Source organism: Bacillus sp. Au-Bac7 (assembly GCF_021341655.1).
Taxonomy (GTDB): domain Bacteria; phylum Bacillota; class Bacilli; order Bacillales; family Cytobacillaceae; genus Niallia.
Genome location: NZ_JAJTTG010000004.1, coordinates 110,277 through 135,500, shown reverse-complemented (window position 1 = coordinate 135,500; position 25,224 = coordinate 110,277). Strand labels below are relative to the sequence as shown.

Sequence of the window (25,224 nt, the reverse complement as noted above, 5' to 3'; positions counted from 1 at the left end):
GCAGGAGCTACCTGCTAGGTTCTTTTTCATTTGCTGTCCTGTTTTTTCACAAGCTGAATCGACTGGACATGCTGATTGCTGTCAAGAATAAACTTCATTTCATAATGGTTAGCCGAATATGTGGCAATATAACCGTTATTTTCTTTGTTTGCCGCGATGGCTTCCGGCTTGCCTAATGCCTTATTGACTGCAGACATGTCGGCCTTTAAACGCATGCCGGGAATGGCGATAGAGTTTACCTGCTTTGTCTTCCCATCATAATAGTAGGTAACTTCTGGATATTCGACCATCATTAATCCATCATTTTGCTCTGTTTTTATATATTCATCATTTGATTTTGTTATTTCGCTAATACTTGTACCAATCGGATACTGGCTTCCCATCAGCATCCCCTGTTCTGCTATAGTCAAAATATCTTTGGATATAGTGAGATTTTTGAACGGCAAATAATAGTCTTCTTCCTCCACCCATCTCTCTATAGCCTTTTCATTGTCAATGGACGTCTTGTCTGCCTCTTTGAGCTGAAGACGGCCTGAATCTAATGTCCATGAAGTCACTTCATATACGTTATCCTGCTTTTTTTCTGCTGTTTGCAAGTAATTTTGCTGGATGCTCTTTATTTTCCGTTTTAACACTGGAATTTCAGTTGTAGTAAGGGATGTAAGCTCCCCATCGTCAACTGCATACAAAGAGGCAACTGTATTATCCTTAGACTTCGTCTGATAGATTGCAATAATACTATGTTTATTTACAGTATAAGTACTGATATTTTTATTTTTTGTGTTAAAGATAAGCGGATTTCTGAGCTTAATCACTTGTTTATATTCTTTTGTATCATCTTCTGACTCTGCTGTTAAATACAGCGAAAAAGCCCCCTCGACAATGGTATCATCCTTGTCACCAAGAAAATTGTCTTCTTCTAGCGTATATTTCTCTGTTTCATCGCCGATCAAGTATGCTTCATATACTTCATTATCTTCTTTGATTGTTATAGACGAAATGGCATTTTCTATAATCCAATTGATTTTTTTAGTTTCACTTGCTTTAGCAGAAGCTTCACTCTCTTTATTCTTGTTAATACTATATTGGATTGTCCCAACGACAATTAAAACAGCACACAGTATAAGCATGCTAATGTATATATATGGTTTCATTATTTTCTCCTGATTTTAAAAACACGTAATTTGCTTTATTTAATTTGCTTTATTAGACGTACTTATTAATATTAACAAAATGGCTTCCTTTCTACAAATCTAGGTTTTTCCATCTTTGCAAACCTTTTGAATTGGCAATTTCAACATATGCCAAGTCTCGATTTGGCCGAGCTCACTTTTATGTTATCCTATAGTTAGCATTCCTAAAAACAATAATGGAAGGAATAATTATTATGATTCAATATCATCTTGCCATCACTGGAAAGGTTCAAGGAGTCGGCTTTCGCTATTTTGTACAAATGAAAGCAATCGAATATAATGTAAACGGCTGGGTCAGAAACAAAGACAACGGTTCTGTTGAAGCAGTTATCTCAGGACCAAAGGAGACACTAGCCTCTTTTATAGACGACATAAAAAAGGGAAACCGCTTTGCGGCTGTCCATCAATTCGATATTACGGAGCAAGAGCCTGAGCACTTCCGCTCATTCAGCATCCGTTACTAGATTTAAAAACGAAAATAAAGTTAGGAGTTTAACAATGTGGAAAGAATTTAAAGCCTTTGCGGTCAAAGGCAATGTGATTGACTTAGCAATCGGTGTTATCATCGGCGGAGCATTCAGCAAGATTGTCAGCTCTCTCGTAAATGACATTATTATGCCTATTGTCGGGGTCCTCCTCGGCGGTGTTAACTTAACAAATCTTAAAATAACATACGGTAAAGCAACTGTGCTTTACGGACAATTCATCCAGACAATTCTAGATTTCTTTATTGTGGCTTTCTCCATCTTTATGGTTATTAAGCTGCTTTCCAAGTTTAAAAAGAAGAAAGAAGAAATGGCTGAAGAAAAAGCCCCTTCCATTGATGCGAAGGAAGAGCTGTTGATGGAAATCCGCGATCTTTTAAAGAAGAATCGCGTCAGAGAAGAAGAAAATTAATGCTTTTTTTTGAAACCTTCTCCTCTATTAAACGTAAAAATATTAAAATAATATCAACGGAGTGACTTTATGTACACACATAGTATGAAAACGGATCATTTACCTGCCGTGTTAAGGACATTTGCCTTATCATTAGGAATTGCTACTATCGGTACTTTAGCAGGGAATTTCGTTCCAGCTTCTCTGTTTTTACCATTGGCTATATTGGAGCTCGTATTGCTCTTTATCGCTTTCTTCTTGAGAAGAGGAAAGTCTATGTCATACTCCTTCCTTTATGCCTTTACCTTTATTTCAGGTATTACAACATATCCAATCGTGTCCCATTATGTTTCTACAATAGGCGCGAATGTTGTCATTATGGCATTAGGAACAACAACGATTGTATTTGCTGGACTGGCTGTTTATGCAACAACGACAAAACGTGACCTGTCCTTCCTTGGCGGCATGCTGATGGCAGCCTTGCTGGCATTAATCGTCATTGGAATTTTCAACATAATCTGGCCAATCAGCTCAACAGCAATGCTTGCTTATTCCTTTATCGGCGTGCTTGTATTCAGTGGATATGTGCTGTACGACTTTAACAGAATGAAGCATTATGGCGTAACTGCAGAGCAAGTTCCATTAATGGCATTGAATCTGTATTTGGATTTTGTTAACCTATTCATCAACATCTTGCGAATTTTTGGGATTCTCTCAAGCAAGGACTAATAAAAATGCTGCCTGCTTTTCGGCAGCATTTTTTATTTTCTTAATTTCCCCTTCACTTGACGGATGAAGTCAGCTGGATCTTCTTTAACAATAAAAGAGAAAACACCTTTATTTGTATGCAAATAAAGAATTTGATAGAGGTTATTTGTTTTTTTAACAGATATGTCATAAACAGATTCTAAATAAAAGGCTGCATTTTCAGTCTTGATTTTGTCACTCGATAGAATCAAGCATTTTTCTACTTCATCTATAACCTGCATGTTGAACTCAATTCTTCTTGTCACAACATAATAAGCCAGTTCTGCCATTATAACCTCCTGTTCGGTTTATCATCCATTCCGTTAGTCAAGGAATCATAAATATTCGTTAGAAGCTCCATTCCATTCTTGATTTCCTGCTCATTTAAGTAGGAGTAGCTGAGCCTTATATATGGAATATCTCTTTCAAGAGGATCACAAATATAACCTGGTACATAGGAAACAGAACTTTCAAGCGCCTTGTCTTTCAACGCGGTTTTATCAATGGCATCATGAAGGCGAACCCATAAATTAAGACCTCCGCCTGGACTGTCCCATTTGAAATAACCCTTTAGTTCCTCTTCCATTGTCTCCTTTCTTATCTGCAAAGCTATCCTCAGTTTTTCCATATGTGTACGGACTCTATCCGAAGTAAGATAAAATAAAAAGGCCTTTTGGTTAAGCAATGGTGTTCCGTTATCTGCGAGCGCCTTTCCTTTAATGAGCCATTTCGTTAAACTCGGATGGGCAACCATCGCACATATTCTTAATCCTGGAGCCATGTATTTGCAAAAGCTTCGTAAATAGATGACATATCCTCCTGTATCATAAGAGAAAATCGGCGGCGGCGGCGGTTCGTGGAAATAGATTTCATGGAAAGAATCATCTTCTAAAATAATACATTGATATTTTTCGGCAAGCTCTGCCAACTGCTTTCTTTGCTCAGTCGGAACCGTATAGCCTGTCGGATTATGAAAAGTTGGATTTGTATAGAAAAGCTTTGGCTTGTGCTTCTTCATAAGTAATTCTACTTCCTCAAGACAAAAACCTGCTGAGGTTATCGGAACAGGAATTAGTTTTGCGCCTCTGTTTACAAATATATCTGCTGCTCCACTGTATGTTGGGCTTTCAATCAGCACATGATCATGTGCCTGAACGAATACCTTGGCAATAATATCAATGCCCTGCTGTGCTCCGGATGTGATAATAATTGAATCCTCATGTATGTACAATCGGTCATACTTTTGAAAATAAGCTGACAAACCTGCAATCAGTTCTTCATCTCCCTTTACGGGTGCATATGTGCCTAGCAAATGAGGATATTTATCGAATATCTCCTTTGCATGCTGAGATAGGTATCTGTTTGGCAATAAAGTCGGGTCAATGACAGCAGCAGAAAATTTAAAAAAGGTTTGCTCACGATGAATATCTGACAAGATGCTGTTCTGTATATAAGAGTAGATGGCAGGCTGTTCTCCTGGCCCGCTTAAAAGATTACTATTTTTACAATAATAGCCTGTTTTGTCCTTTGCATAAACATGACCTTCCTCCTTTAAAAGCTGATACGCTTTTAAGATGGTCAAGCGGTGAACCCCCAACAGCTCTGCAAGACTTCTTACCGAGGGAAGCCGTCTGTCTTTTTCCCACTCTCCTGTTTGAATACGGGTCAGCATATATTCATAAACTTGCTTGTATAGTGCAGTATGTTCCGATTTTATAACCATTTCCAACCCCTCCTACTTATTATTATTGTACCATTTCCTTAAATCTGTTCTACATGAATTCATCTGGTCTGTCCTGTCTGGCTTACAATTAGGGCAGGAGGGATTATGATGACCATTTTTTTATACAGTCTAATGTGTTTTATTTTCGGAACAACATTCTTAGCTATCAAGGTAGGTGTCGACGAAGGCTTTCCACCATTCCTGTCGGCTGGAATACGCTTTATGGCAGCAGGTGCCGTTCTTTACGTATTATTGCTTGCCCGAAAAAAGACGACATGGAAGCTCCTTTGGCGCAAAGAGCTTATGCTTACAGGATTATCTTTAACTTTCATTACCTTTGCCTGTCTATATTGGGCCGAACAATTTATTTCCTCAGGAATTGCAGCCGTCTTGTCTGCTTCAGCACCAATCATGATTATCCTAATTCAGACTGCCCTTTTGCGGGTTAAAATTACTAAAGCAAGTATCTGTGGTGTCCTATTAGGATTTCTCGGGGTAGTATGTCTCTTTCTGCCAGGATTGTCGATTGCTTGGGACATCCATTGGATTATCGGGTGTGGAATCATCCTTATTGGTCAAATTGGCTATGCAGCAGGCTCCATCTATTCTGGAAAGACCGTTGAAACCTTCAAAGAAGAAAGCCCAATGGCTTTAAATGCTGTACAAATGATATACGGAGGGCTGCTGTTGCTGCTTTTATCCTTATTCACTGGAGAAACAGCACCTGCTATAACAATGCCGGGTTTTTTATCTATTGTTTATTTAACTGTAGCAGGGTCCATGATTGCCCATACAATCTATTATTATCTTGTAGCAAAAACGAATGCGTTTCTACCTTCGACATGGCTGTACGTGTCGCCGCTAATCGCCTTAACTATCGGCCGCCTCTTCTATAAGGAAGTTGTTCATCCAGTCATGCTTATTGGGGTAATGCTGATTTTATGCAGCCTTGTTTTAGTAAACCTCGAGAAAATTATGCAAATAATTTCAATAAAAAAAATGGCATCCTCTAAATGAGGATGCCATTTCACATTTCGCCTAGATAAGACAATGAAAGGCAAAAAAGACATCATTCCAGAAATATCATCATTTCCTGGAAAATAATTTGCCAATTTCGACAGCATTACCTGTCAGGTCATGCCTTTCGAGTGGCAGATTAACGTCATTTTGACTTATATTTCCGAGCAAGCTCCTGTGTTTCTGCTTTCCTGTTTCTTCTCATCTGGGCACGCACTTTACCTGATTCAAACAGACTGATTTCTTCTTCTGTTTGCGGGACAACCTGCGGCACCGCTGTCGGTTTGCCATGTTCATCTATAGCGACCATAGTTAAAAAGCTGAGAGCACAGAGATTCTTTTCCCCTGACAGCAAGTCTTCTGCTGTCACCTTTACAAACACTTCCATAGAGGATGTTCCTGTATAAGTGACAAATGCTTCTAAGCAAACTGAATTTCCTTCTTGAATTGGATGAAGAAAATCGACTGAATCTGTCGAGGCTGTTACAATATGTTTTCTTGCATGTCTCATGGCAGCAATAGCAGCCGTATCATCGATGTATGCCATCAGTTTCCCTCCGAACAAAGTACCGTATGTGTTCGTATCTGTAGGAAAAACAATGCTCGTTTTTATAACGAGCGACTCACTGCAATATTTAGAACCTTCCATATATCCTCCTTAGAGTAGCTTTCGCGGATAATAACTTACTAATATTATTATATGTAATTTACTATTTGCCGTCTATTGTGCCTTCATGCTACTGAAAAAAAGAATTTTTCTTTTTGGCTCTTAAAAGATCGCCCATCCAGCCCCGTGTTTTCAAATAAGCATAAATAATGACAGTAGTCAGGACGATTAAGGCCAGGGAAATAGCATAGCCGTATTTCCAATCAAGCTCAGGCATGTATTTAAAGTTCATACCCCATAATGCTCCAAGTGCCATGATTGGCGTGCAAAGGGCAGTAAAAACCGTTAATGTCTTCATAATTTCATTTCCGCGGTGCTGGGAAACAACCTCTTCAAAGTGGACGAGATTATTTAATTCCTTTTCATATTCATCTACTAAAGTAAGGCCTCTTTGAATTCTTTTAGAAACACGCTTATAATCTCTGCCATTATTCACAGCATCACCAAATGCTTCCTCTATCGCAAACTTCAGCTCTAAAAACGGCATCATTACGTTTTTCCAAATAAGTATTTCATGGCGAGACTGATAAATCTTATCTAATGTATTTGTACTGTTTTTTTCTTTTACATCCCAAATTAGCTCATCAAGCTTTTCCTCATATGCATCAATATGATACAAAATGTCTGTCATAATATTGCCAAGTATCACCATAAAGCCATCAACAGAGGACTCTGCGTTTTTTGCCGCACGAATAATAGTAGTCCTGTCTTTTAGATGGAGGCTGTTATCATGATAGTCCAATGTTATAAGCGTATTGCCGCATATAAAGAAGTAAAACAGCTCATAATCGCCTCGTTCCTCGATCTTTCGATTATAGATAAGGGACCCGCTCAATGATTCCTTGCCAATTATTGAGGTGTCCATCTCTAAATAGTTACCTTTTTTCTCATTAATGATTTTTCCCCAGTCTTCCATCTGTAAATTCAGTTCTGCCTCTATTTGATCGATCTCTTCCATCTTTTCAAGTGCATACCATACCCAGTTGCTCATGTGATACTTTTTCAAAAAGATCACTCCGATCACGTTTTTTCTTATCTTTCCCTCATTTGGTGGAAAAAAAACTTAAATGTATAGGCAGGTTTCCCTTCAGCTACTCTTGGGTAAATAAAGACTAGTAAAAATTTTGGACAAACTTATCGGAGGGATGAATAATGAAAACGATGCGTACATTAGCTGTTGTTGGTGCAGGAGTTGGGAGTTACCTTCTTTTTACCTCAAAAGGGAAAGAAATGATGCAGCGAGTCACTCAGAAGTTTAACTCCAAACAGGACGAGCCACTTATGGTAAAAACCGGCAATCCTGATCCGCAAGATATTGGGGATAACAATATGGTCAGTGAAGGTGCCATGTATTCGGTTAACTATTATAACAAGCAGCGGGAAGATTGAAGATAAAAAAAGGTTTCCATACTAAATGGAAACCAGTTTATTTACTTTAGGACGAAGCTGTTCTTTTGCCCTTTTCATTCGTGTTTTCACAGTTGAAAGGGGCGTTTTTGTTTTGTCGCTAATTTCAAGCAGTGTATTGTTATGATAATAGAATAATAGAAGTGGCTCCTTATACATTGGCGGCAGCTCTTCTAATGTATCAATCATTTCCTCATGTGCACATTTATTCATAATTGTATCCTCTGGCGGCTGGGAAACAGAAGTATCCCTTACGTATGTATATACGGTCTCCTCCCAGAACTTCTTCGATGTCTTTTCTTTTCTCCAATAATCACGGCATTTATTTATTGCTATTTTGTACAGCCAGCTTTTTGCTTTGCTGTAATCTTCGAAGGAAGAAAACGACAGATAAGAGGATATGAGTACTTCCTGGTAAATGTCTTCAGCTAGTTCTTTATGTTTGACCAATGAAAAAATATAGGCATATATAGCATTTCCATGTTCTTTAATTATTTCTTCATAACAGGTTTCTTTACAATCACCTGAATATTTATTGTTTAGGGGTTTCATCATTGTCCTCCTTCCCCTAGGACGCTTTCCTATACAATAAACGAAACGGCATCCTTCAACCCCTACACTTTTTTCAAAAAAATTTTTTTAAAAGAAATTTTTATTGATGTACTTGTTTACCTGGTGAAAGCCAAATCGAAAAGCCGATTTTTTTGCAAATGGTCAAATAATGGAGCAGGGCTAATATAACTGCACCTAAATTCATGCCGATTGCTATTCCTCCCATCTGCAAATGGCTTAACGAGCCAAGATAATAGATGGCGGTATACGAAAACACTGTAGCCCATATAGAGTGGAAAACGGCATCCTTTAAAAGGCCTAACCCAATCAGGAATGCCTGCATTGGAATCGTAAAATAATGGAGGAAGAAATACGGCCACAGTAACTGTACAATCGAAGCTGCTTGTGATGAGTGAAAGAATTTCATTGTCAGCGGTTCTGCATAGAAGTAGAAGATGCTTACAGCAACGGATCCGTACCCAAGAGTTATCAGCATCACCTGTTTAAGCAAATTCTGCAAATGCAAGTAGTCTCTGTCTGCATAAGCCTTTGAAACGGTCGGAATCAGCATGGTCATAAAGGAATGAGCAATGAATGCCGGAAAGAAACCGATAGTTAACGCAATTCCTGCAAGCATCCCAAACTGCTCTGTTGCATTGGCAGCGGTAATTCCAGATGACACTAATGCCCCTTTTATTAGAAACGGCTGGACAGCATGGGACAATGCATGAAAAATCCGCAGACCTGTTGTTGGAATAGATACACTTAATAGGTCCTTCCAAATAGCCTTGCCGCCCATGTTCTCATTGTTTCCTTTTCTAATGCGCTGATATTGGACAAAGAACATATGAAGCAAATATAAAAACACAACTAAGTCACTGCCTACAATCGTACAAAAAGCGATTAGGACAGAGGTCTCCAAATCAAAAGAAAAGCATTGGAACAAGAAGACGAGCATTCCCAGCTGAACAATTTTACGCAAGAAATTAGATGCAGCAATCTTCCCCATCTGCTGTTTCCCCATAAAAAATCCTCTTGCAATCGAAGTAAAGGAGATTATCGGCAGCAGCAAAAGCACAAGCCATCTTAATATTGGATGATAGTCTTTGAAAATAGGAATAAATGGGATAACAAAACCAGCAATAACAGTCAGTACAATCGTAAAGATGATTGTCCATTTTATCACCTGCTGAAGCATGCTGTGATGATAGACTGAGTCTTTCTCTGCAATAAATTTAGAGATAGAGACTGGCAGCTCAAAGCTTGCAAGCAGAACAATAAGAAAAATCGTCGGCAGGATAGTCATAAAAAGCCCCAGTCCTTGTTCCCCCAGTTCTCTTGCCATTACCATATTGATTAAAAATTCAATGCATTCGCCAAAAAACGCCGTAACAATCAGTAGGAACGTACCTTTATAAAATGAACTCATGGACCTCTCCTTACAATAAAAATGGATTATTTTTATTTGCTTTTCTTTCATCATATGAGACAAGTTATAAAAATATATTTACAAGTTTTAAAGTTTATTATTAATCAAACGTTTGTTTAAAGGACCTAAACACCGACTTTAACACCTTTTATCCGAATAAAAACAAAAAATCCGCAAGGTTTCCCTCGCGGATTTTTTATTCAACTAGCCTGTACTTAAAGGCATAAATGACGGCTTGTGTTCTATCCTGTACTTGAAGCTTGCTTAAAATATTGCTCACATGGGTCTTAACTGTTTTGATAGCAATGAACAATGCATCTGCTATTTCCTGGTTGCTTTTTCCTTCGGCCATGAGCAGCAGTATTTCCATCTCTCTTGCTGTTAGTTCGTCATGAAGTAAGCTTTGCGGCTTCTCCCGCATCTTCATCATCATCTTATCAGTGACTTCCGGCTCGAGGACAATTTGTCCTTTGAAGGTGGAGCGGACGGCATCTGCTATTTCACTTGCCTTCGATGTTTTCAGCATATAGCTGGTCGCTCCTGCCTGCAATGCTGGATATACCTTCTCATCATCCAAAAAGCTTGTAACTATAATGATCTTCGCCTCCGGCCACGCTTCGATAATGTGTTTTGTTGCTTCAATCCCGTCCATTTCCTTCATGACTAAATCCATTAAGATGATGTCAGGGCGTAATTCTAAAGCCATATCTATGGCCGTTCTTCCATTGTCAGCTTCACCGACAACCTTAATGTCCGCTTGTGCTGATAAGTAAGAGGAAACGCCTATCCGGACCATCTCGTGATCGTCGACAAACAGAACTCTTATCATCCTTTCTCCTCCTCATCTAAAATCATCGGCACTTTCACCTCAAGCCGTGTCCCTTGCTGCTGCAAGCTGATTATTTTCAGCTGGCCGCCGATTTCAGCTGCCCGCTCATGCATATTTTGCAGACCATAAGAACCTGTTTTGCTCTCTTCCACATCAAATCCGATGCCGTCATCCATAACCCTTAAGATGACGTACTCTTCTCTATGTAGCAGCTGCACATCAAGCTTGCTTGCTTTAGCATGCCTGAGTGTATTTGAGACAGATTCCTGCAGAATTCGGAATAAATGGTCTTCTATACCTTTATCCAATATAAATTCCTCGAGCTTCCACGTAATTTGCATTTCCACTTTTTGCAAAAGCTCTGATAATAACTCCATTATGCCCTCTTTTAAGGTTTTATCCTTTAATGCCGCAGGTCTTAAATGCAGCAGCAGTGCCCGCATTTCCAGCTGCGACTGGTGAATGGTCTCTTCAACAAGCTTTAGCTGCTTTGTTTCAACAGGATCACCATCAGGCTGTCTTCTTTCGTTGATAGCAGATAAGAGCATGGAGGCAGCGAAAAGCTGCTGGCTCACAGAATCATGAAGCTCTCTGGCAAGGCGGTTCCGTTCATCAGCAATGACAGCTTGAACTCTTGTATGCTGATTCTCAGCCTGCTCTGTGACAAGCTTCTGCGATAGTTTAATTTGCTCCTTCAGCTTGTTTTGCACACTTGTTATTTTGGTCCCTAAAGAATGTATTTCTTCATAAAAGCCTGAGCTTTCCCGGTCCAGCTCCTTATTCTTTTCCCCGCTGTGAATCATACCATCAAGAGCATTAAACTGCTTTCTCCATGAGTAACCGCTCAACACTCCAAAAAAGAGCCCAATCGCCACATCTGCACTAACGACGAACAAGACAAAAGGAATATCAAGAACCTGTTTATCCCAAATATCACTCCAGCTGTCCGGCGGAAACACGAGCAAAAAGACAGCAGAAGTGAAAATCAGCAAAATTAATGCAATGCTTATTCCCCATATAATTTGCCGTTGTATGATGCTCATATTCTTTTCACCTCTAAATTTCCGACTAAAAAAGAGGTGATGATCTTCACTCTTGTTTCCGCTTGGTCATAGGCAGCGCTGCTTCTGATTACATTCAGATTGAAGGCATTCCCTTCATTTACTTCATCGAAGATAGAGGCAGAGCCTAACAGGACGGAGTGGTTGATGCTGACCTCCAAATCATATGGTATATATATTTTGACATTGCCGACAAGATTCCGGATGGAGATGACTGTTTCCCCTTGCGGCAGTACCGTATAGCTCAAATCAATAATCGTATCACTTGCACCTGTTTGAATATTGATATCCTTCCACTCATAAACATGATCAGGAGTTTCATTCCGATGGAACAGCCTGTTGCGAAACATCGGCTCCTTTTTAATGATTATATCCTCTCCGTCCCCTTCTTTCTTTTCCTTAATAATTGGTTTGATTACCTCTTTATTGTTTTTGTTCTGGATAAACTGCACAAACCAATAAAAGAGGAGACTGAATAACAGGAACTTCACTGTAAACATATTGAGCACACTAATCAGCAGCACGAGCAATCCAGCCCAAAACATCAACTTTCCTGTTTTCCCCTTTAATCCCCGTTTTCCGTAATACATCAGACCGATGGAAATCAGAAAGGAAAAGATTAATCCTGGATGCAAAACGAAAATTTCCAATAGAAGCAGGAACCCGGCAACAACTACAAACCAGCCAGCAAAATCCTTCTTAATTCTTTCAAACAATGAAAGCTCCTCCTTCCTTTCCCTTCATGGTGGCTACGCCCTTCCGGCTATAGATATAATTTCATTCCCGTCTTATCTATACTCGGAAAGGCGTATAAAAAACCTACGCCTTTTAAGAATATCATTTTTTTCAAGATGTGAAAGTTTCATCTTTCTTTTCCTCTAGCTTTTTTTCTAGGATTGCGATTTTTTCATCAATTGTATGCTGGTAATAATTGTTCGTAATCTTCTTATCTAAGCCTTCAATATATGTTTCCAGTTCATCGAATCTTGTTGGTTGACCTTCTTTTCCTTGTTCATTTGTAACTTTATCAATTGTATAGGAAGCTCTTGTCATGTTTTCCTTGCCCATCAGTTCAAGGCGGCGGATATTCATATCCTTTAGCTTATGCTTCATCAAGGCGTATTTTGCCTCAAGCTCACTTGTCTGCTGGTCTGTGATTTTCAGTGATTCCATCAAGCGGACAATTCTTTCTTCATAATGATGCTGCTCTGTTTGAGCAAAGGCAAACAGCTCTTCTTCCCCTGCTTTTGATGCGATTTCTGCTTGATTTTTACGTTTTGCTGCTAGCTCCTCAGCCTCTTTAAGCTCCTTTGTGAACGCTTCTTTCAATACATATTGGCGCTTTACAAGCCCTTTTACCTTTTCTGTCTCTTTTTCACATTCTTTTAAATATTGATTGAGCAGAGCAAGAGGGTTCTTGTTCTCTTTTTTATCCAGCACTTCATTGATATCTGCCATTACTGCATTTTTGATTCTTTCTAATAGTTTTGCCATAATTATTTTCCTCTTTTCTGTTTAGTTTTTGTTAAGTTCAGACCATTGCTTCTCAAAATTCTGGAACGGATCATCAGAGGTATTGATTTTTTCTGTGACACTCGGCTTTTTCCACTTTTTAATTACTAAAAACAGGATGTACGCTGCAGCTAAACCAAGTATTGCAGGGAGATTACTTGCAGTGATACAGAGTAATATGATGCCTAATGCTCCCCATCCTATCTTCGCTCCTGTATGCCCTGCCTTTAAAAATTGCTTGAACACAAGGTACAGCAATGCTCCGCTTATAATCAGCCCAACTAGAGGGCCTAACTGTGACAGAAGGATAATTGCCGCTGTCGCCCCGATAAGAACTAAACCTACTTTTTTCATTTCATCAATCTCTCCTTTCATTTCATACTCCTATCATAGCTTTCAGCACGTTTTTTCATAACGTGCTTCCGCTTGATTTCTCTCTAAGACTTGAGGCTTAGTGGATGCTCAGCTTTCTGGCGGCATAAAAAAAGACCTTCTCTTCAAAAGGTCTTTAGGCTGGCATTAATCATCCAACGAGTCTGCTGTAAATGGCTCTTGCCCTTGAGCGCTCATCAGTGCCATGGATAATGGCACGTCCGTCTTTAAATAGGACAACCCTGTGCTTTTCAAACTCACAAGCGAGTAAATAGGGATTAACAATCATATGTTCAACAACATGCTGAATGCTTTTAGCAAGGGCATCCAAATCAAAGCTTTGTGAAACTCCCGGCCGGATTTGAATGGCATCCCTGCCGCATAATATATCTGTTTTCGTTTGATTACCTGTGTCCAAATAGGAGAATAACCTTTGGCTACATGCGGGACAATGAGGGTCTTTCAGTTTATCGGCATGAATCTCTGCCTTTTGCATACTCCAAATATCATAGGATACGAGTATCGGTTCGACTGCCTTGCCTGAGAGAACCCTCAGCGCGTATGCAGCCTGAAAAGCTGCGACAAGCTGGACAATAGGACTGATAATTCCAGCACTGTCACATGTTTCTGTTTGTGCTGGGAGCTGCTCGATAATACAGTGCAAGCACGGTGACTCACCAGGAATGACAGGGTATGTCAGCCCATAGCTGCCGACACAGGCACCGAATATATATGGTATATTCATTTTTACAGCAGCATCATTAATGATAAGTCTTGTTTCAAAATTATCCATTCCATCGATAATAATGGAAGCTCCCTTAATCATTTCTTCTATATTCTTGCCTGTTATGTCCTCAACCCGGCAATCAATCTGCACATCACTGTTTACCTGTTCTAGTCTCCGTTTTGCAGCAATTGCCTTTGGCAGCTTTAATGCTGCATCTTCCTCTGTGTAAAGCTGTTGTCTTTGTAAATTGCTCCATTCCACATAATCTCTATCGATGATTGTCAGCTTTTTAACGCCTGCTCTTGTCAGCATCTCTGCTGTCGATGAACCGAGTGCCCCCACACCTAAAATAACGGCATGACTTTCCTGCAATCTCTTTTGACTCGATTCCCCAATAAACAGCTCTTGCTTTTTATATTTGCCAATCATGAGGTCACCAGTCCGCTTGCCGGGCTGCTCGCTTCTCCATATTTCTTCATCGCCATTCTCCCCGCTTCAAAGCCTAGTCTTCCTGCCTCAATCGCCAGGCTCATGGCTCTTGCCATCTTCACAGGATCTTCTGCATTGGAAACTGCCGTATTAAGTAGCACTCCGTCTGCCCCTAGCTCCATGGCAAATGCTGCATCCTTTGGAGAACCAACGCCAGCATCGACAATTACAGGGATTTTTGATTGCTCGATAATCAGACTGATATTTAGCGGATTAATTATCCCTCTGCCTGAGCCGATTGGTGCCGCACCTGGCATGACAGCATGGACTCCCAATTCCTCAAGGCGCTTAGCGAGCACCACATCATCAGAAGTGTAAGGCAAAACAGTAAATCCTAATTCAAGCAGCTTCTCTGAAGCCTTCAATGTTTCAACAGGATCTGGCAGCAGTGTTTTGCTGCAGCCGATTATTTCTACTTTCACCATGTCACAAAGACCTGAAGCTTTTGCAAGCTTCGCAATTCGTACTGCTTCTTCTGCATTTTTTGCTCCAGCCGTATTCGGCAACAAGGCATATTTCGTCAAATCCAATTTCTCCAGGAAGTTAGGCTGAGATTCTTCAAACACATTCATTCTTCTGAGTGCAAATGTTAATATTTCTGCACCGGATACTGCTACTGCTTCCTTTTGGATATCATATGATGGATATTTACCTGTTCCTAGCAATAATCTTGACTGAAATGTACGGTTACCTATTTTCATCATTTATTTCATCCTCCTCCGACAAAATGAATAAGCTCTAAAATATCCTTCTCTGTAAGTGCTGTAGATTGATAGGTTTCTTTCTTAATAATTTCTCTGTTTAATTCAGCTATAACCATTCGATCCTGCAAACCATACCAAACTAGTAAATCTTGCAATGTTCCTATATCATCAGGAACATCTATGCTTTTCCCATTTAGCTGTATATTCATTTCTTACACCCTCTCCATTTGGGAATGCTCTGCTCTGTCGATTCTGAATGCCTTCAGCCAAAGCTCATTCACCTTTCTTCCCATTATTAAATCTGTTATCATCATCCCTGTTGCTGGTGCCATTAAGATGCCGTTTCTCTGGTGGCCAGCAGCAAAGTATAACCCTGTGGTTTCAGGATGCTCACCGATAAAAGGTCTTTTGTCGAAGGATTGCGGCCTTAACCCTGCCCAAAACCTGCTTGGGCGCATTAATGCAAGCTCTGGCATCATTTTCCGTGCCTTCTCCATGATTTCCTGTATGCCGCCAAAGCTCGGCAACTCATTCCAATCATTCCATTTCTGTGTTGCACCTATTACTAGCTGATTATTATTTCTTGGCACAATATAGCTCTTTTCATGAAATAAAGTTTTGCTCAAAGGCAATCGGTCATTGATAACAGAGAGGCACTCGCCTTTAACAGGAACTAAGGCATTTCCAAGTCCAAATTTAGCAAAAAACTTATTTGTCCATACTCCAGAGGCAATGATTACTTTTTCCGCATAGAAATCACCTTTCGTAGTTTTTATAAGATACTCACTGCCAAATCGCTCCACTTCAAGCACAATCGTATGTTCAAAGATTTGTGCACCTAGCTGATAGGCACCTTTGCTGAATCCGTTACAAGCAGATATCGGCGTGACATGGACATCGTCTTTCATATATACAGCACCGAAGATGTCTTGGCTAACATGCTTCTCTATTTCCCAAACTTCCTCTGCAGACAGCCATGAAACAGAAGGTAAGTGAAGAACAGAATTAAATTTTTTCTTTTCCTCCTCTGAATAGACTAGATTAAGAATCCCTCCCTTTTTCAATTCAATATCAATCCCGCAAGTCTCTTTTAACTGCAGCGACAACTGGTTATACAAATTGTGGCTGTCTGCGACAAATGGATACAGTTCTTTAAATTCCTCCCATTCAGAATGGGCACCCAGCATTCCTGCTGCAGCGCTTGTTGTTTTCCCGCCAATCTCATTTGCCTCGAATACGGCAGTCTGAATGTTTTCACTGGATAGATGATAAGCAATTGCACTGCCGATAATGCCGCCGCCAATAACAGCAGCTTCAAATTTTCGTGTTTGCATACTCTTTGCACCTTTCTTGATACTTTTTTGCGGCGAGCTTTGGACTTCCTGCAGCAAAAATCCCTGACATAACGCAAATCCCATCAGCACCGCATTCATACAGCCCAGCCACTTTGTCCTCACTTATCCCGCCGATTGCATATACAGGAAGCTTGACTGCCTGCTTGATTTCTTGCAATGTCTTTATTCCATTAGGAGGCATCCCCTTTTTACTGTCCGTTTCATAGCAATGTCCGTAAATAATATAATCTGCCCCTTCCTTTTCTGCTTCTAGTGCTGCCTTAAGGCTATGTACTGATTTCCCGGCGAGCTGGCATGCTGTCCTTCGGCGCGTCCTTTCAATCAGAAACCCCTTTTCGGGAAGATGAACATGAAGCATATTGGCTAAAAGCAGGATTTCTTCCCTTCCATTGATAACTATTTTTCGTTTATCTGCCCCTCCTGCCAAAAGCTGTTTACAAAGACAATATATCTCCAGCATCGATTTAGACTTTTCTCTTATATGAATAAAATCAACATAATCATGAATCTCCAGTATTTTAGTGCATGTTTCCTCTACTGAATAAGCATCATTTGTTATGGCAATAAGCTTCATTTCATCAATAACCACCTTTACCTATGAAATTACTCAACTTTAATTGGTAGCCATCCCTCCAATCCTCCCTTTTTCCAATAAAAAAAGCCACTTTATCCCGTAGGAAAGTGGCTTTTGATTGTATGAACAGTAAAAGTACATAACAAAACAATCTTCCACTTTCCTACGCAGGTACGAACCTGTTCAGGTTATGAGGGTTTAAAAGTAGCTACTTTATTCTCAGCCCTTATCAAGGGATCCCCTAGTGATGATTTCTCATTTAATTTTCGTTTGTACATACAGAATATCATATCTATTTCATATTTCAAGCAATTATATTAAATTTTGGGAATCATTATTATTTTTCGTTATTTCTCTACTTCGTCAAGGAAACTGTCTGACCTGATTCCTGTCCTTCTTAAGATGAACTCAAAGTCCACATTTACTTTGGCCTCTGAAAAGTATTTGTTCCAGTCGTCCTTTATCTTTGCAAACTGGTCATTATGCTGCCTTCTCATCATTTCTCCGAATCCAAATATATCCAGCCCATATTCATTTTGCATTTTTTCGACTGTGGTTTTAATTTTTTCTGATGCATCTTTACTGACAAGGTCTTCATACTTTTGAAAGGTCTCTATTTTATCCAATGCTTTAAAGCATTGTGTGCCTTCAATATAGCCTTCTGCTTTAATATTGATGTTGAATTCAGGTATTACTCCATCCATTTTCGTCTGGACATCTGTTGTTGAGTGGATAATTCTTACAGCACTATATTCATCATCCCCGCATTGTACTGTCAAGGTTGTATTTTGAAATTTATTTGTTATCCATAAATACACTCGAGTGTCCTCTATTGGCAAAAAGCCGACTAGCTTCTTTTTGTCAAAAATCGCAAGGGAATCAACTAGTACGATTGCTTCTGGTGTAACATTATTCATATTTTCAACAGTTGCTCCAACTTTCTTGTCTCCTTGTACAACTACTGCATTTAAAATTGCTTCCTTCCCTTCTAAAGTGATGTCATTGATAAAGTCATTTATTCTCATATCCGGATCTCCGCCCCAGTCTTGGAACATGTTTTCAAGCTGTGTCGACAACTTCAGAGAAGAGGATTTCCGGTAGAGATTTGTCACCTTTAACACATCAGACGCTTTCGTGTCCTTTGCAATTAGAATTTTGAAGTCATCACGAAGCTCCCTGTTTCTTTCTAAATAATCAATAAAATCAATCATCCCAGTCCTTGCTACATCTTCTCCAATAACGAGGAGCTTCATATGAGAAAAAACAAGGTATTGAGCATAATACTGGCTGAATTGATGACTGATTTCCGATAAGGTCTCTCCTTCAATCGTTTCTACTAATGCAGGAGCATTGCCTCCGCTCGTCCGTGAATTCAATTCTGCTGCATTTAATGCCTCTACCGTCACTTTATATTTGCCGTCATCTCCTCTATCAACCGCCATCCCTGAAACGAGTTTAATTTCTGACAGTTCCTTCCGATCCCAGCAGCCACTCAAAAGGAAAACAATCATAATGGAGATAAGCAGTTTTCCATAAAGCTTCAATCCCCGCTTCCTCCTTTCGTCTGTTTAGGAGGAGATGGTGAACCTTGCGGCTTTTGCTTATCTGTGCTGCTAGGACTTAAATAGGCAGGCCGCTTATTTTGAAACCAGATTGGCGTGCGAATAAATATATCCTTTTGATCCTCGACAATAAACGGTGCAACTGGCGCCAAGTACGGCACACCAAAGGAACGGAGCGAGCTAAGGTGGGCAACCATAAATATCAGCACAAGTAATACTCCATACAATCCGAGTATCGATGCAACAATAATAAGCACGAACCGTATCAACCGGGAGGCATTCGCAAAGCTGTAATTCGGAAAGACAAAGTTAGCAATCGCTGTGATCGCTACAATAATTACCATGATATTAGAAATGATTCCAGCTTCTGCTGCAGCTTGCCCGATTACCAATGCTCCAACGATGGATACTGTCTGACCTACTGCCCTTGGCATGCGGACACCGGCCTCACGGAGAATTTCAAAGGTTATCTCCATAATAAATACTTCAATAACTGCCGGGAACGGCACACCCTCCCGCTGGGCAATTACGCTTAACAGCAAAGTTGTCGGCAAAAGCTCTGGGTGGAAGGTTAATACTCCTACATAGGCAGAAGGCATCAGCAAACCAATCATAAACGACAGGTAACGGATCATCCTGATAAAGCTGGACATGAAATAATTCTGGTAATTATCCTCAGATGAAATAAAGAAATCTGTCAGTACGGCAGGCACCAGCAAAATAAACGGTGTCCCGTCGGTTATGATGGCGATTTTTCCATCCAAAAGCGCTGAGCAGACTGAATCCGGCCGCTCTGTATTCAAAGCCAGAGGAAAGACAGTCGCAGATTTATCCTGAATGAGCTCTTCTATGTTCGCAGATTCAAAAACAGCGGAAATATTAATATCTTTTATTCGTTTCCGCACCTCTTCTAATATCTTTTCATTCACAACCCCTTTTATGGAGCCGACATACACACTCGTTCTCGTTTCATTTCCTACCTTGAATTTCTCAAACTGGAGATTATGGTTTTTTATCCTTTTCCGGATTAAATTAATGTTGGTTGATATGTCCTCAACAAATGCATCCTTTGGACCTCTTACAACTGTTTGTGTAGTCGGCTCCGAAACGGTTCTTCCTTCACTGTTGATGAAGCTGATAGTGAGTGCAGCCGGTATCCCTTTTATAACAACAGCAATTCTTCCCTCAAGAATTGTCTCTGTCATTTCACTGATTGTATTAATAAGTTTATAGCCTGACACACCAAAAGCTTTTTTCCCAAATGCTCGCAATTCTTCTTCACTCGTAATCTTAATATCCTGTTCAACAGGACTTTCCAAAGTTTGTCCAAGCATATCCTTGAGAAAGTCGGTATTGATGACCGTGTCTAAATAAAAAATAATCGCTTCTGACTTACCTACTAATACATCATCTGCCTTTAAATCTGCTGTATTGCCAAAAATCCTTTTAATCTCGTCCTTCACGGTTTCAAAGCTGATTTCTTTCATTTCAATTTCTTCCGCTTTTGTCGGTTTCGTATTAGAAGGTATTTGTTTTTTGCTGTTGATGGAAAGCAGTTTTTTCAAGAACTTCTTCATGCTTTTGCCTCCTTGCCTGAGCCTCGGTCTTTCCTCCACTTTTTAAACAGTAATGTGGCCAGCACTAAAATTGGGAACCCATATTCCAATGGCAGATGTAAGATAAATATATCCACATAAAGACCCTCTTTTATATGGTCTGCAAAGTCATTACTAATAAAAACAGCGAAGATCGAGACGATGCAGGCAACTGGGATAGAAAAAAACCGGTATGGCTTATTGAATACATACTCTAATCCTTTGAGACCGCCATAAATAAAGACAGAGCTCTTAATTAAAATTCCGAGCATGATAATGAAGACGACTAATGCATCAATCCGTTCAATAAATTCACCAATACTCACAAGCCTCGCTGCACTAAGCAGAGGAAAATTGGAACGAAGAGCGATGTTTTCCCCTAAAGATGTGACGATTAAAAACACAGACAGAAGCAGCAGGAAACTAGCAATGGTAACACCCATAAGGCTTACTTTCCTGCTGTACTTGAAGTTCGTCACATCTGCAAGGACCACTGTGAATGCAATCAGCTCCCCAAAGGGAAAAACAGAGATAGAGGGAATGATTGCTTTCAGGATTGGCATAAAACCGGTTGAAGCAACTGGCTGAAGATTGTCCAGCTCAATATTTCCGCTCCCATACAAGAAAATAAACAACAAGAGCATGAAGGCAAATGTATATGGTGTAAAGATTTCAGAGGTTCGTCCCAACACTTCAATCCCCATATAGAGGATATAACCTATGACAAGGACAGGCAGAACTACTGTAACTTCAATGGGCGTTAACGGAAGAATCGCTGCTGAAATCAGCTCTCCAAAATCTCTAATTACCCGGCATGCTATATACAGAAAGTAGCAAATGTATACGAGAGACATAACGACTGCTACAGGTCTGGAAAAGCAAATTTCCATTATTTCAAAGAGGTTTTTTCCAGGCTGCAAAGACAGTAAAAAATAATAAGCAGACATGATGAGGATTCCGATAAAAAAGCCTGCAATTACGACCATCCATGCATCCCGCTTCGCCTCTAACCCTACTCCGACTACAATAGCGCTGCCGAGCAGGAAATTTATAACTAATGTGATTAATTGGCTTAATGAAATATTTTCCTTTAGCATACGCTCAACACCTTATGGATTATTGCACAGCAAGTTACTTTACATATTCCTTTCCTTCATCTGTTTGCCATTGTTTTTCCCTCTCCATTTTTTAAAGAGCAGGATAACTAATAACAATGCAGGCAGCCCAAATTGCAGCGGTACATGCAGCAAGAAAGGATTGGAAAGCAGTCCTTCGTTAATATGATCGGAATAGCCTTTTGCAATAAAAATCGAGAATAGTGAAATTAAACATGAAACGGGAATTGCAAAAAAGCGAAATGGAATCGAAAATACATACTCTAGTCCCTTCAATCCTCCATATATGTAAATAGAGCTTTTCACTAATGTCCCTAGCACCATTGTAAAAACAACGATTGCATCAACCCGCTGAATGAATTCCCCAATAGAGATAAGACGGGCAGCGCTCAACAGCGGGAAATTAGAACGAAGAGCAATATTTTGACCTAACGCCAGAATAATCAGCATAGATGATGCTATCAGCAAAAGGCTGGAAATAATCATGCTGGACATTACGACTTTGGCGCTCTGATCTAATCTGGATACACTCGGAAGGATGAATGTTAAAATAAGCAGCTGGCCATATGGACGTACGAGTTCATAAGGAAAAATCACCTTCCATAAAGGGCTGAATCCTTCTCCTAAAACAGGTTTGACATTTGTCATATCCAGGTTTTTCCCCGAATATAAAAACACAATTAATAGGACCATAAAAATAATCGCATATGGTGTGAATATCTCAGATGTCCTTGCCAGCACCTCAATCCCTAAATAGAGCACATAACCTATCACAAGTAGCAGTGTAAAAGTACTGAATTCAATGGGAGTGGTCGGCAGTACCGTCGCAGATATCAATTCCCCAAAGTCTCTTATAATCCGGCAAGCATAGTACAAGAAATAAATGATGTACACGAAGCTAATACATATTGCTATCGGTCTTTTAAAGCAGTACTCAAACATCTCATACAAATTTTTTCCAGGAAGCAGTGAGCTTAAATATAAATAAAACATAGTGATGAAAATCCCAAAGCCAAATGCAATAAAGAGAGCAATCCATGCATCCTCTTTTGCGTCTAATGCAAGTCCGAAAACAATGGAGCTGCCAATTTGAAAATTGAATACTAATGCTGCTAATTGGCTTAAAGAAATGTTCTCTTTGAGCATTGGACTCCACTTCCTTTAGTTTTTAACATAAATAATTTCAAGCATTGGTTTTGTTTCCCTGCAGCTTCTTTTTCAGCCTCCTGAAATCAACCACTACAGACCAGATAAAGCCAAAGCCTGCTGTTAAGACAATAGTGATTGCTCCTGCTCCAACTTCAGCCTTATATATGTTCATAAAGCAATTCTTTAGGCTGTCATGAAATACGAACATATCTAAAATCAGGGTAAGGCTTCCCATCATGCCAATCAGCAATAAATAAACAAATGTAACCATATTAATTCACCTGCAAAATATTATTCTTGTCTTATCTTGTGAAAATTCTCCAATATTATGTAGTAAAAATTTGCAGGCATAAAAATAAAAAAATGCCGCTAATTTTTTAGCGGCATTTGAGTTGATTATTTTATTGTACGTCTGTAATTTCACCTTGATAAAATACTTTGCGTTTGAGGGGAAGTTTTAATTCTTTCAGCATTTGCTTCAATTCCCGTTCTTCTCTTTCTGTTACAAGGCTGATGACTGTACCTTCTTTACCGAATCGTCCTGTTCGGCCGGAACGGTGAATATATTGGGTCTTATCTTTTGCAAAATCAAAATGCACAACATGGGTTATATTTTGGATATCTAGCCCGCGTGCTGCAACATCTGTTGCCAGCAGCATACTCGTTTTGCCAGACCGGAACAGTCTTGTATATTTTTGCCTGTCCATCTTGTTAAGATCACTATGGAGCTTGCTCGTTTTAATTTCCTTGAAGGCTAATTTTTCATGAAGCACATCTAAATTTCCAATGTCCTTAATAAAAACAAGCACCTTTGCATTTTCAAGACGAGAGATTTTCTCCATCAGTTTAATTTTGTCTCGATGCTCTGCCTGAAAATATATATGCTGCACATCTGCTGCTTCAATAGTAGTATCCTTTTTAACTCGAATAACTGCTGGATCTAAAAGCAGTTCCTTGCCAAGCGCTTCTGTTCTGTCTGTCAACGTTGCTGAGAACATTACAACCTGTCTTTCCTCTTTCTGTGTCGCTTTAATGATTTGGCGTACATATTCAATATGCTCTGGAACGAGAAGCTGATCAGCCTCATCAAGGACAATTGTTCTTACTTCATGCATTTTTAGCTTCTTTTGCTTAATAAGCTCCAAAGCCCTTCCAGGTGTGCAAATAGCAAGATGAGGATTTTTCTTCAGCTTTTCTAATTGCCTTTTTACATTAGCTCCGCCAATGAACGAAGCAGATCTCACACCGCTGTTCTCTCCCCATTTTTGAACCTCAGCCAGAATTTGCATAACCAACTCCTGAGAAGAGGCCAATATTACTGCCTGCATAGCCTTGGATTCTGCGTTAATCTTATTTAATACCGGCAGCAAGTATGCCAATGTTTTTCCCGTACCTGTTGGCGATTCAGCGATGATGTCCTTGCCATCTAAAATCTCCGGAATAGCCTTGTCTTGAATAGTTGTTGGTTTTTGAAAACCTTGTTTAGCCCAGTTTTCTTCTATAAATGGTTTCATCTTATTTAAAAGGGTTTGGTTACTCATTTTATTCTCCTTTTTCATTGCAGCTGCTGCTTTTTACTGTTCCTTTTTGTTATAAGGATTATGTTTATTAGAACATCTAAAGGTTCAAATACAAAAGCATCTCCTTATTATAAATTATTCTCGTAAAAATAGATATGCAATCATCGAAACAGCAGTTTAAGAAAAAAAGAAAGTCTGCTGAGAAATGCAGACTTTCTTTTTTAATTTAGACGAGGGTTTGAGCATCTCCAACTGTTTGGTAAATATCAACTCTATCTTTAATCTTTTTCATTTTAACGTCGAGTTCATGGGCCGCATCTGCTGCTTCTTTCAGTTCTGCAAGCAAATGGTTTGGTATGCCTTTATCAAATTTATAATAAATTTTATGCTCAAGGCTTGCCCAGAAGTCCATAGCTATTGTTCTTATTTGTACCTCTACATATACTTCTTCCATTCCATTGCTCAAAAACACAGGAATTTTAACAATTAAATGGAGACTTTTATAACCATTTGGTTTTGGGTTCTCAATATAATCTTTTACTTCTACGATTTTTATATCACTTTGTTTTTTCAGCATTTCATAAATGTCATAAATATCAGAGATGAAAGAGCAGGTAATTCGTACACCAGCTATATCGTGAATATGCTCTTTCGCATTTTCAACTGTAATGTCGAGACCTTTGCGGTTAAGTTTTACCATAATCCCGCGCGGATCCTTAATTCGTGATTTAATATGTTCAATCGGATTGTGATTGTGGATAAATTGAAATTCTTCATTTAATATTTTCAGTTTTGTATTAACTTCCTCTAAAGCAAAGCGATAGACGATTAAATTGTTTTTCCACTCTATCAGTTCATTTGAAAGGTCGTCTAAGCTCCAATCGTTTAGAGAAAGCAGTGATTCATTGTTGTTAGAGCGATCCATAAATCAATAAGTCTCCTTTGGTTTTCTATAAACCTTTTCTGCATTGACTCCAATATTCTTCAAAAGTTCGATAATCTGATCGATTGTTTTCATTTCAACCATTCACCTCTTCGAAATGTTAAGG

General features: G+C 39.5%; 29 protein-coding genes and 1 riboswitch. Of the genes, 5 read left to right on the top strand and 24 right to left on the bottom strand.

Annotated features, from left to right (window positions below; translation table 11 throughout):
• Positions 1-26 precede the first annotated feature (26 nt).
• Positions 27-1,154, bottom strand: a complete 1,128-nt coding sequence (locus LXM54_RS16280) for a DUF4309 domain-containing protein (protein WP_233316308.1) — start codon at positions 1,152-1,154, stop codon at positions 27-29.
• Positions 1,155-1,387: 233 nt separating this feature from the next.
• On the opposite strand from LXM54_RS16280, the gene LXM54_RS16275 reads away from it, so the two are divergent.
• The 3 genes from LXM54_RS16275 to LXM54_RS16265 all read left to right on the top strand — a co-directional run bounded on the left by LXM54_RS16275 (position 1,388) and on the right by LXM54_RS16265 (position 2,798).
• Entirely contained in the window at positions 1,388-1,657 is a 270-nt protein-coding gene (locus LXM54_RS16275; RefSeq protein ID WP_233316307.1) for an acylphosphatase, read from the top strand.
• Between the two features lie 34 nt (positions 1,658-1,691).
• Positions 1,692-2,090 carry a large conductance mechanosensitive channel protein MscL gene (mscL, locus tag LXM54_RS16270; protein WP_233316306.1) on the top strand — a complete coding sequence of 133 codons (399 nt, stop codon included), beginning with the start codon at positions 1,692-1,694 and terminating at the stop codon, positions 2,088-2,090.
• A gap of 69 nt (positions 2,091-2,159) precedes the next feature.
• Positions 2,160-2,798 carry a Bax inhibitor-1/YccA family protein gene (locus LXM54_RS16265; protein WP_192486535.1) on the top strand — a complete coding sequence of 213 codons (639 nt, stop codon included), beginning with the start codon at positions 2,160-2,162 and terminating at the stop codon, positions 2,796-2,798.
• Between the two features lie 32 nt (positions 2,799-2,830).
• Here LXM54_RS16265 and LXM54_RS16260 read toward each other — a convergent pair whose 3' ends face one another.
• Positions 2,831-3,106, bottom strand: a complete 276-nt coding sequence (locus tag LXM54_RS16260) for a hypothetical protein (RefSeq protein WP_192486536.1) — start codon at positions 3,104-3,106, stop codon at positions 2,831-2,833.
• Entirely contained in the window at positions 3,106-4,539 is a 1,434-nt protein-coding gene (locus LXM54_RS16255; RefSeq protein ID WP_233316305.1) for an aminotransferase-like domain-containing protein, read from the bottom strand. Before LXM54_RS16255 ends, LXM54_RS16260 begins: the two co-directional genes overlap by 1 nt.
• A gap of 105 nt (positions 4,540-4,644) precedes the next feature.
• Here LXM54_RS16255 and LXM54_RS16250 point away from each other — a divergent pair, with 105 nt between their 5' ends.
• Positions 4,645-5,556, top strand: coding sequence for a DMT family transporter (locus LXM54_RS16250; protein ID WP_325169582.1), 912 nt, complete (start codon positions 4,645-4,647; stop codon positions 5,554-5,556).
• 145 nt (positions 5,557-5,701) lie between these two features.
• On the opposite strand, the gene LXM54_RS16245 is transcribed toward LXM54_RS16250, so the two are convergent.
• Both LXM54_RS16245 and LXM54_RS16240 read right to left on the bottom strand, forming a co-directional pair.
• Positions 5,702-6,205 carry an acyl-CoA thioesterase gene (locus LXM54_RS16245; RefSeq protein WP_233316304.1) on the bottom strand — a complete coding sequence of 168 codons (504 nt, stop codon included), beginning with the start codon at positions 6,203-6,205 and terminating at the stop codon, positions 5,702-5,704.
• Positions 6,206-6,293: 88 nt separating this feature from the next.
• Positions 6,294-7,229 (bottom strand): magnesium transporter CorA family protein, encoded by a 936-nt coding sequence (locus LXM54_RS16240; RefSeq protein WP_245399831.1) that lies wholly within the window; start codon positions 7,227-7,229, stop codon positions 6,294-6,296.
• Positions 7,230-7,375: 146 nt separating this feature from the next.
• On the opposite strand from LXM54_RS16240, the gene LXM54_RS16235 reads away from it, so the two are divergent.
• Positions 7,376-7,612 (top strand): hypothetical protein, encoded by a 237-nt coding sequence (locus tag LXM54_RS16235; protein ID WP_233316303.1) that lies wholly within the window; start codon positions 7,376-7,378, stop codon positions 7,610-7,612.
• A 21-nt stretch (positions 7,613-7,633) separates the two neighbouring features.
• On the opposite strand, the gene LXM54_RS16230 is transcribed toward LXM54_RS16235, so the two are convergent.
• From LXM54_RS16230 to LXM54_RS16140, 19 genes are all read right to left on the bottom strand, one after another.
• Positions 7,634-8,185, bottom strand: a complete 552-nt coding sequence (locus LXM54_RS16230) for an RNA polymerase sigma factor (protein WP_233316302.1) — start codon at positions 8,183-8,185, stop codon at positions 7,634-7,636.
• Positions 8,186-8,282: 97 nt separating this feature from the next.
• Positions 8,283-9,611: a polysaccharide biosynthesis protein gene (locus tag LXM54_RS16225; protein WP_233316301.1), complete on the bottom strand. Its 1,329-nt coding sequence runs from the start codon at positions 9,609-9,611 to the stop codon at positions 8,283-8,285.
• 196 nt (positions 9,612-9,807) lie between these two features.
• Complete coding sequence (locus LXM54_RS16220) at positions 9,808-10,440, bottom strand: response regulator (protein ID WP_233316300.1); 633 nt, start codon at positions 10,438-10,440, stop codon at positions 9,808-9,810.
• Entirely contained in the window at positions 10,437-11,483 is a 1,047-nt protein-coding gene (locus LXM54_RS16215; protein ID WP_233316299.1) for a sensor histidine kinase, read from the bottom strand. Before LXM54_RS16215 ends, LXM54_RS16220 begins: the two co-directional genes overlap by 4 nt.
• Entirely contained in the window at positions 11,480-12,217 is a 738-nt protein-coding gene (liaF, locus tag LXM54_RS16210) for a cell wall-active antibiotics response protein LiaF (protein WP_233316298.1), read from the bottom strand. The genes LXM54_RS16215 and liaF overlap by 4 nt, the downstream gene beginning before the upstream one ends.
• A gap of 130 nt (positions 12,218-12,347) precedes the next feature.
• On the bottom strand, positions 12,348-12,995 hold the full coding sequence (locus tag LXM54_RS16205) for a PspA/IM30 family protein (RefSeq protein WP_233316297.1): 648 nt from the start codon (positions 12,993-12,995) through the stop codon (positions 12,348-12,350).
• Between the two features lie 21 nt (positions 12,996-13,016).
• Complete coding sequence (locus LXM54_RS16200; RefSeq protein ID WP_311315973.1) at positions 13,017-13,388, bottom strand: lmo0954 family membrane protein; 372 nt, start codon at positions 13,386-13,388, stop codon at positions 13,017-13,019.
• Between the two features lie 148 nt (positions 13,389-13,536).
• Complete coding sequence (locus tag LXM54_RS16195) at positions 13,537-14,541, bottom strand: ThiF family adenylyltransferase (RefSeq protein ID WP_233316296.1); 1,005 nt, start codon at positions 14,539-14,541, stop codon at positions 13,537-13,539.
• On the bottom strand, positions 14,538-15,305 hold the full coding sequence (locus tag LXM54_RS16190; protein WP_233316295.1) for a thiazole synthase: 768 nt from the start codon (positions 15,303-15,305) through the stop codon (positions 14,538-14,540). The genes LXM54_RS16195 and LXM54_RS16190 overlap by 4 nt, the downstream gene beginning before the upstream one ends.
• A 5-nt stretch (positions 15,306-15,310) precedes the next feature.
• A complete protein-coding gene (gene thiS, locus LXM54_RS16185; RefSeq protein ID WP_233316294.1) occupies positions 15,311-15,514 on the bottom strand; it encodes a sulfur carrier protein ThiS in 204 nt (67 codons plus the stop codon).
• A 3-nt stretch (positions 15,515-15,517) separates the two neighbouring features.
• Positions 15,518-16,639: a glycine oxidase ThiO gene (gene thiO, locus LXM54_RS16180; RefSeq protein WP_233316293.1), complete on the bottom strand. Its 1,122-nt coding sequence runs from the start codon at positions 16,637-16,639 to the stop codon at positions 15,518-15,520.
• Positions 16,620-17,234 (bottom strand): thiamine phosphate synthase, encoded by a 615-nt coding sequence (locus tag LXM54_RS16175; RefSeq protein ID WP_233316292.1) that lies wholly within the window; start codon positions 17,232-17,234, stop codon positions 16,620-16,622. The genes thiO and LXM54_RS16175 overlap by 20 nt, the downstream gene beginning before the upstream one ends.
• A gap of 143 nt (positions 17,235-17,377) precedes the next feature.
• Positions 17,378-17,487, bottom strand: a riboswitch (TPP riboswitch).
• 94 nt (positions 17,488-17,581) lie between these two features.
• Positions 17,582-18,778 (bottom strand): Ger(x)C family spore germination protein, encoded by a 1,197-nt coding sequence (locus LXM54_RS16170; RefSeq protein ID WP_233316291.1) that lies wholly within the window; start codon positions 18,776-18,778, stop codon positions 17,582-17,584.
• Positions 18,775-20,373, bottom strand: a complete 1,599-nt coding sequence (locus tag LXM54_RS16165; protein WP_233316290.1) for a spore germination protein — start codon at positions 20,371-20,373, stop codon at positions 18,775-18,777. Before LXM54_RS16165 ends, LXM54_RS16170 begins: the two co-directional genes overlap by 4 nt.
• Positions 20,370-21,488, bottom strand: coding sequence for a GerAB/ArcD/ProY family transporter (locus LXM54_RS16160; RefSeq protein WP_233316289.1), 1,119 nt, complete (start codon positions 21,486-21,488; stop codon positions 20,370-20,372). The genes LXM54_RS16165 and LXM54_RS16160 overlap by 4 nt, the downstream gene beginning before the upstream one ends.
• A 39-nt stretch (positions 21,489-21,527) precedes the next feature.
• Complete coding sequence (locus LXM54_RS16155) at positions 21,528-22,652, bottom strand: GerAB/ArcD/ProY family transporter (protein ID WP_233316288.1); 1,125 nt, start codon at positions 22,650-22,652, stop codon at positions 21,528-21,530.
• A 37-nt stretch (positions 22,653-22,689) separates the two neighbouring features.
• Entirely contained in the window at positions 22,690-22,926 is a 237-nt protein-coding gene (locus tag LXM54_RS16150; protein WP_233316287.1) for a hypothetical protein, read from the bottom strand.
• Positions 22,927-23,056: 130 nt separating this feature from the next.
• The gene (locus tag LXM54_RS16145) at positions 23,057-24,196 is read right to left on the bottom strand and encodes a DEAD/DEAH box helicase (RefSeq protein ID WP_233316286.1); all 1,140 of its coding nucleotides are present in this window, start codon (positions 24,194-24,196) and stop codon (positions 23,057-23,059) included.
• A gap of 205 nt (positions 24,197-24,401) precedes the next feature.
• A complete protein-coding gene (locus tag LXM54_RS16140; protein ID WP_233316285.1) occupies positions 24,402-25,100 on the bottom strand; it encodes a GTP pyrophosphokinase in 699 nt (232 codons plus the stop codon).
• Between the last annotated feature and the right edge of the window lie 124 nt (positions 25,101-25,224).